General features: G+C 57.4%; 5 protein-coding genes. 4 read left to right on the top strand and 1 reads right to left on the bottom strand.

What is annotated here, in order from left to right; genetic code table 11:
* On the bottom strand, nt 1–2,038 hold a 2,038-nt coding region (locus tag AC2FNB_RS19965), incomplete at its 3' end, for an indolepyruvate ferredoxin oxidoreductase family protein (RefSeq protein WP_496748541.1).
* Nucleotides 2,039–2,207: 169 nt separating this feature from the next.
* On the opposite strand from AC2FNB_RS19965, the gene AC2FNB_RS19960 reads away from it, so the two are divergent.
* The 4 genes from AC2FNB_RS19960 to AC2FNB_RS19945 all read left to right on the top strand — a co-directional run.
* A complete protein-coding gene (locus AC2FNB_RS19960) occupies nt 2,208–3,116 on the top strand; it encodes a LysR family transcriptional regulator (protein WP_480748376.1) in 909 nt (302 codons plus the stop codon).
* A 272-nt stretch (nt 3,117–3,388) separates the two neighbouring features.
* Nucleotides 3,389–5,665, top strand: coding sequence for a mechanosensitive ion channel family protein (locus tag AC2FNB_RS19955; protein ID WP_496748540.1), 2,277 nt, complete (start codon nt 3,389–3,391; stop codon nt 5,663–5,665).
* 61 nt (nt 5,666–5,726) lie between these two features.
* The gene (locus tag AC2FNB_RS19950) at nt 5,727–6,821 is read left to right on the top strand and encodes a BamA/TamA family outer membrane protein (RefSeq protein ID WP_496748539.1); all 1,095 of its coding nucleotides are present in this window, start codon (nt 5,727–5,729) and stop codon (nt 6,819–6,821) included.
* Between the two features lie 88 nt (nt 6,822–6,909).
* The coding region (locus AC2FNB_RS19945) for an AIR synthase related protein (RefSeq protein ID WP_496748538.1) at nt 6,910–7,648 on the top strand (739 nt) is incomplete at its 3' end.

Genomic DNA, 7,648 nt, shown 5'->3' with positions numbered 1-7,648 from the left:
GGCAGAAGCCGTTGAGGCAGGAGAAATCCTTGTTGCAGCTTGACTGATCGATGGCCCGCTTTCGGCCCAGTTCGGTTTCCTTGGGCACGATCGAGACGCAGTTCGATTGCACGCCGCAATCGCCGCAGCCTTCGCAGATGTCGGTATTGATGAACACCCGCTTGTCCGGGTCAGGAAAGCTGCCGCGTTTGCGGCGACGGCGCTTCTCGGCTGCGCAGGTCTGGATATAGACGATAACGGAAACGCCTTCGATGTCGCGGAACGTTTTCTGGACATTCGGCAAATCCGCGCGCTCGAATGTTTTCACGCCAGACGGCAGGGTCTTGAAGTCCACATCCTCTTTTTCGTCGTAGACTACCGCAATGTGCCGAACACCCATTGCATGCACTTCACGCACGATCCGGTCGGCAGTCAGATCGCCTTCGTTGTGCTGGCCGCCGGTCATGGCGACCGCATCATTGAACAGGATCTTGAATGTGATGTTCGTGCCCGCAGCCAGAGCGGCCCGGATCGCCTGAACGCCGGAATGGTTGTAGGTTCCGTCGCCCAGGTTCTGGAACACGTGTTTGGTGGTCGAAAACGGCGCCTCGCCGATCCAGTTCGCACCCTCGCCGCCCATCTGGGTGAAGCCGGTCGTGCTCCGGTCCATCCATTGCACCATGTAGTGGCAACCGATCCCGGCATAGGCCCGGCTGCCGTCCGGCACCTTGGTCGAGGTGTTATGCGGGCAGCCCGAACAGAAATACGGCAGGCGGGATGCGATTTCCTGTGCATTGTCGGCGCGGCGGGCATCGTCAAGTTTGCTCAACCCCGCGCGAATGCCGTCGGTATCGTGCCCCTCTTCGATCAGGATGTGTCCGATCTTTTCGGCAATCATCACCGGATCAAGCGCGCCGCGGGTCGGGAACAGTTCGTCGCGGTGCATGGTTCCTGCCCCACCCTTGTACCAGCCATAGACGCGACGACCACGGCGGTCGTCAAAGATCGCCTCCTTGACCTGCACCTCGATCAGCTTGCGTTTTTCCTCGACGATGATGATCAGATCCAGGCCCTCGGCCCAGTCATGGAATCCCTGCATGTCCAGCGGGAAGGTCTGGCCGATCTTGTATGTGGTGATCCCCAGCCGCTCGGCTTCTTTCTCGTCAATGTGCAGCAGCGACATTGCATGCACGAGATCGAGCCAGTTCTTGCCAGCCGCCGCGATGCCGATCTTGGCGCCGGGTTTGCCCCACATGCGCTTGTCCATCTTGTTCGCATGAGAAAAGGTTTCGGCGGCAAACCGTTTGAAGTCGATGATACGCCCCTCTTGCAGGTGCGGAGTATCCCCCAATCGGATGTTCAGGCCGCCTTCGGGCATGTTGAACTCGGGCACCACCAGGTTCATGCGGTCGGGTCTGCCATCCACGACCGATGTCACTTCGATGGTGTCCTTCATGGTCTTCAGACCGACCCAAACGCCGGCGAACCGGCTGAGTGCAAAGCCGTAGATACCGTAATCGAGGATTTCCTGCACGCCCGCCGGGCTGACCACGGGCATGTACATATCGACCAGCGACCATTCTGATTGGTGCAGCACGGTCGAGCTTTCGCCGGTGTGGTCGTCCCCCATGGCCATCAGCACACCGCCATGCGCGCCGGTTCCGGCCATGTTGGCGTGTCGCATCACGTCGCCTGAGCGATCGACCCCCGGCCCCTTGCCGTACCAAAGGCCGAACACGCCGTCGTATTTGCCATCGCCGCGCAACCCCGCCTGCTGACTGCCCCACAGGGCAGTCGCGGCCAGATCCTCGTTCAAGCCATACTGAAACACGACGTCATTCTGCGCCAATTGCTTTTGCGCGCGGCTCATCTGGAGGTCGACTGCCCCCAGTGGTGACCCGCGATAGCCGGTGACAAGCCCTGCGGTATTCAGGCCCGCCTGACGGTCTCGTTCCTTTTGCATGAGCATCAGGCGCACCAGCGCCTGCGTTCCGTTCAAAAGGACCGGGCTCTTTTCCAGATCGAACCGGTCATTGAGCGAAATCTTTTGCTGACTCATCCGACGTCTCCCCTCGCCAAACAGCGTGCTACACGTTGCCTCAATATTAGGTCATAATTTCTGACCTGTATAGGTAATTTTCTTGTTTCCGTTACAACGTCATCGTTTGAATGTGGAAATTGTTACCTCTTTCATATAGGGCTGCTGGCTCATAACGAAAGTTGCTGCGATGGATTGGGACAAGCTCAGAATATTTCACGCGGTTGCCGATGCGGGCAGCCTGACACATGCCGGGGACAAACTGAATCTGTCGCAATCTGCGGTCAGCCGACAGATCCGAGCACTGGAAGAATCACTCAATTCGACCCTGTTTCATCGCCATGCACGCGGGCTGATTCTCACCGAACAAGGCGAATTGCTGTTTGACGCCACATCCGCCATGTCCAAGCGGCTGGACGCCGCCGCAGCACGTATTCGAGACAGCGAAGACGAGGTATTCGGCGAATTACGCGTCACCACGACCTTTGGGTTCGGAACTCTGTGGCTGGCGCCACGCCTGCCCAAGCTTTATGAGAAATACCCCGATCTGAACATCGATCTGATGCTGGAGGAGCGTGTGCTGGACCTGCCGATGCGCGAAGCAGACGTGGCGATCCGGATGAAAGAGCCCAGTCAGGCTGATCTTGTCAGAAAACGTCTGATGACCGTGCAGATGCAGCTTTACGCCACAAATGGCTATCTCGACAGTCACAACGGAATGCCGCAATCCCTGAGCGACATGGTAAACCACCGCCTGATCTGCCAGAATCCGTCCGCCGCACAGGTCGGTGCCAGCGCGTCACTTGTCCAACATCTGATGACGTACAATCCCGGCTCGTTGTTGACCGTGAACAATTATTTTGGGGTGTTGCAGGGCGTTCTGCACAATCTCGGAATTGGCGTCCTGCCTGACTACGTAACCGAAGATTTCCCGGATCTCGTTCGGGTTCTGCCTGATATCGAAAGCGCGGATGTTCCGGTGTATCTTGCCTATCCCGAAGAACTGAGACATTCACAGCGCATCGCGGCGTTTCGCGATTTCGTGCAGGATGAGATCATCGCGCACCGCAAGCATCTGAGGCAACTCGGAAAACTGTAGCTATGCACGCTGATCATATCGGACATGAGGCGCTTGCACCCTAGTTTCTCTTGAACGGTCGGTAACTCATTACTAAATGACATCTCGAAGGCGGTGATGCTGCAACGCTTACTTCCTTCATACCTCCCTGTTGGACTTTGGCCGAGCTTAGAGCTCGGCCTTTTTTTTGCTTTTTCCCCGACCCGCCGGATTCTATGGATTTCTCTGGAAAATATGTTGCAACAGCATATGATCGCGGAAAACAAACACAATTTCGTTACCGAGGGTCTTATATGTTCCGCTTCTTCCGCTTGGTTGTGGCAGCCTTTCTTTTTGCCATCCTGGGAACTGTGTCGATCGCGCAGGTACCTGGCAGCAATTCGTCGGCCAGTTCCGCAACAACACCCGTCGTTCCCGAAGATCTGACACCAGATCAGGTGGACGATCTTGTGGCGCGAATGTCGGACGACCAGGTCAGGTCGCTCTTGCTGGAACGCCTTGATGCGGTGGCGAAAAAGCAATCTGACTCCGGCAGCCCGAAAAAAGGCCTCGTCACTTCCATCACAGATACCGTCAATGCGATGGCTGCATCCTGGGTAGACGTGATCAGGAAATTGCCATCTCTCTTTTCCAAACAACTTGAAGCGATTACCAATTTTGCCACCACTTTCGGGTCAGGAAGGCTGCTTTCGCTTTTCGGATACACCTTGCTGGCTCTGGCAATCGGATATGCTGCCGAAAAGGCCGTAGGCCTGTGGACAAGGAGATGGACCAGAGCCGTTCCCGGCGATGCGTCCGCCGACCTCCGTGGGGCAGTGACTTTCCTGTTCCGCCGTTTCTGTCGGGAACTTCTGGGCCTGGTCGTGTTCTATTATGTCTTGGTGTTCGTCGGACGGCGGTTGCTTGACGAACAACAGATCGCCCATGTGGCGCCATTCGTCTTTTATCTGATCTGGTTTCCAAGACTTGGTGCTGCGATCTCGCGCTTTGTTCTGGCCCCCGAAAAATCTTCGCTGCGATTGGTCAATGTCAACGATCACTGGGCGAAGTACCTGCACCGCAACCTGATCGGCCTTTTCCTGCTGATCGGTTTCACCTTGTTCATCATCGTATTCAACGTCGAAAATGGTGTATCGATGGCCGAAACCCGGCTTGGGTTCTGGCTGAACACCTCTATTCACATCTATATCGCGCTGATTGCCTGGACCGCCCGCGACGGCCTGAGCGATATGATGCGCGGTACGGATCCGGACCGCACCCAATTCGATGAACGCGTGGCGGAACTTTATCCTTACTTCGCCATCGGCGTATCGGTCGTGATGTGGTTCGTCGTCGAGTACCTGTCAGCAATCCGCAATCCGGAGGTTCTGGCCACTTTGGCGGAAGGTGCCCATTTCACGACCATGTTCTGGCTTTTGATCGTGCCGGCCATCGACACCCTGATCCGCGGGCTGGTGCGCCACCTGCAACCTCCGATGATCGGAGGCGGGCCGATTGCCGAGCGCGCATACAAGTCGACAAAACGCAGCTACATCCGGATCGGGCGCGTTCTTGCCGGGGTTTTTGTTGTCCTGATGATCGCAAATGCATGGGATCTGGACTTGCAGGAAATTGCCGGTGTCGGCACGGATGCCGGTGGCAAGGTGATCCAGTTCTTCATCATCGCGGCCATTGGCTATATTCTGAACGAAATCGTCTCTTTGTGGATCAACCGGCGTCTGGCCAGGGAGCAGACCGCGTCGGAACAGAGCCCGGACGAAGAAGCCGGCGAAGGCGGCGGTGCCGGCGGTTCAAGACTGGCAACGGTGCTGCCCTTGCTTCGGGTGACGGCTCAGGTCGCGATTGCCGTGATATTCGGCCTCTTGGCTCTTGGTGCGCTGGGTCTTGACATTACGCCCTTGCTGGCAGGGGCCGGGATCATGGGATTGGCCATCGGTTTTGGCGCGCAAAAGCTGGTCTCGGACATAGTCGGCGGCATCTTCTTCCTGATCGACGATGCATTCCGCGTCGGTGAATATGTCGATGTTGGTGGCACCACCGGGACCGTTGAAAAAATCTCGATCCGTTCGATGCAATTGCGCCACCATCGCGGCCCGGTTCACACCATCCCGTATGGCGAAATCCAGAAACTGACGAACTACAGCCGCGACTGGGTGATCATGAAGCTCAAGTTCACGGTGCCCTTCGACACTGATCCGAACAAGGTCAAGAAGATCTTCAAGAAAATCGGTGCCGAAATGATGGAAGATCCGCTCCACAAGGAAGGGTTCCTGCAACCCTTCAAGTCGCAGGGCGTGTTCGATTTCGATGACGTGGGCATGATCATCCGGGGCAAGTTCATGGCAAAGCCGGGCAAGCAGTTCACCTTGCGCAAGGAGATTTTCAACAGGGTCAAATCCGCATTCAAGGAAAACGGAATCGACTTTGCCCGCCGCGAAGTTCGCGTCGCGATTCCGGGACTGGAAGAAGCCGAACACCTGACCGACGAACAGAAAGCTGCGGTCGGAGCGGCCGCCGGAGAGGCGGTGAACCAGCAAGTCGCGCAGCAGCAGCAGGAGCAGAAAAAGTGAGGCTTTGGATGCAAGGTGTTCCCGACGAGGAGTAGAATTGGTTCGAAGTGCGGCGAGCATTGTGACGGCGTTACTGCTGCTATTGGCAGGAAGTGTTTCCGCCCAAAATGCGCGCGGCGTGGTCGATACCAATGTCGGCGGCCTGGAACATGCCAGCGAGGATGAGAAATACGGGTTCAGGCGCGGTTCATTCGTGGTGGCCCCTATCCCATTTTCCAACCCTACGATTGGCTCGGGGCTGGTGCTGGGAGCCGGGTATTTGTTTCAACTCGACGAAGGTTCCGACCCGTCCTTCATCGGTGGAGGGGGGCTTCGTTCGGACAATGGCAGCAAGGCAGGCGCCGCGGCAATCAGCCTGAAACTTGATGACAACCGGTGGATCATCAAGGCGCTCTATGGCAAAGCTGACCTTCGATATGATCTGTATACCGGCACGGGGATCATTCCGATCCGGCAAGACGGAACGCTGGGCAAACTGAGCGTATCCTATGGGGTGACGCCGGATCTGTCATTTGGGGCCTCATTCCGCTATCTGGATACAACCATCACCCCCGCCTTTGCGGGGTTGCCGCCAATTCCTCCACCATTCGATCAGTTTCTGAGGGCGGAGATCGGCAATGTCGGCGTTGTATCCGACTGGGACACACGCGACGACACGATCTATCCCACTCGCGGCCACGCGCTGCATTTCGAGGCATTTCGCGGTTATGGCCTCAGCGGGCTGATTCAGGATTACTCCAAATCCTATGTGAACTACACTTTCTATCTCAGCCCCTGGGACCGCTCGGTCATAGCCAGCAGGTTGTCGTTATGCGCGTCATCCTCAGAGACGCCATTCTTTGATCAATGCGGGCTTGGCACCGTGGATGCGTTCCGCGGTTTTTCCGCCACCCAGTTCCTCGATCTGCGTTCGGCTTCGCTTCAGGTCGAGTTTCGTCAGCGCCTTTCCGACCGCATCGGGTTGGTCGCGTTCGGGGGCGTCGGGCAAGTAGGCCCGCACTTTCAGGATCTCGACGCCGACGGAACGCACGCGGCCTTTGGCATCGGCGCGCGCTACAGGGTGTCAAAGAAATTTCCGCTGGACTTTTCCATCGATGCCAGCCGCAACGACCAGCACGAAAACACGCTCTATATATACGTCGGCCAGCGTTTCTGATCCATCTGCGCGTTCTTGGCACTTTCCCCCGGCACGCCCTTGCCCTAAAAGGCCCGCAATATCGGCCAGCTTGGGGACAGGACAGACGATGCAAGAGCCCGCCATCACACCGGAACTGATCGCAGCCCATGGGCTGAAACCCGATGAATACGACATGATCCTTGAAATCATCGGGCGCGAGCCGACCTTTACCGAGCTTGGAATTTTCTCGGCGATGTGGAACGAGCACTGCTCTTACAAATCCTCCAAGAAATGGCTTCGCACGCTGCCCACCTCGGGTCCGCAAGTGATCTGTGGTCCGGGCGAGAACGCGGGCGTCGTCGATATCGGCGATGGTCAGGCGGTGGTGTTCAAGATGGAAAGCCACAACCACCCGTCCTACATCGAGCCGTACCAAGGTGCGGCAACTGGTGTCGGCGGCATCCTGCGCGATGTATTCACCATGGGCGCGCGCCCTATCGCCTCGATGAACGCGCTGAGCTTTGGAGAGCCCGGCCACCACAAGACCCGCCAGCTGGTCAATGGCGTCGTCGAGGGCATCGGCGGCTATGGCAACTGTTTTGGCGTACCTTGCGTTGGTGGTGAAGTCCGGTTCCACCCGGCTTACAACGGAAACTGCCTTGTGAACGCCTTTGCTGCGGGTCTGGCTGACAGCGACAAGATTTTCTATTCTGCCGCCTCGGGCGTCGGCATGCCGGTGGTTTACCTGGGCGCCAAGACCGGTCGCGATGGTGTCGGCGGCGCCACCATGGCCAGCGCCGAATTCGACGACACGATCGAGGAGAAGCGTCCCACCGTTCAGGTCGGCGACCCCTTTACCGAAAAAC

The organism is Ruegeria sp. BHSB058 (assembly GCF_059613285.1).
Note: the sequence above shows the minus strand (reverse complement) of the source record. Positions and strands in the feature narration are given on the sequence as shown.

Excerpts from the sequence above, each read along its gene's own strand:
- AC2FNB_RS19960 (WP_480748376.1), top strand. The coding sequence starts at position 2,208 with ATGGATTGGGACAAGCTCAGAATATTTCACGCGGTTGCCGATGCGGGC.
- AC2FNB_RS19955 (WP_496748540.1), top strand. The coding sequence starts at position 3,389 with ATGTTCCGCTTCTTCCGCTTGGTTGTGGCAGCCTTTCTTTTTGCCATC.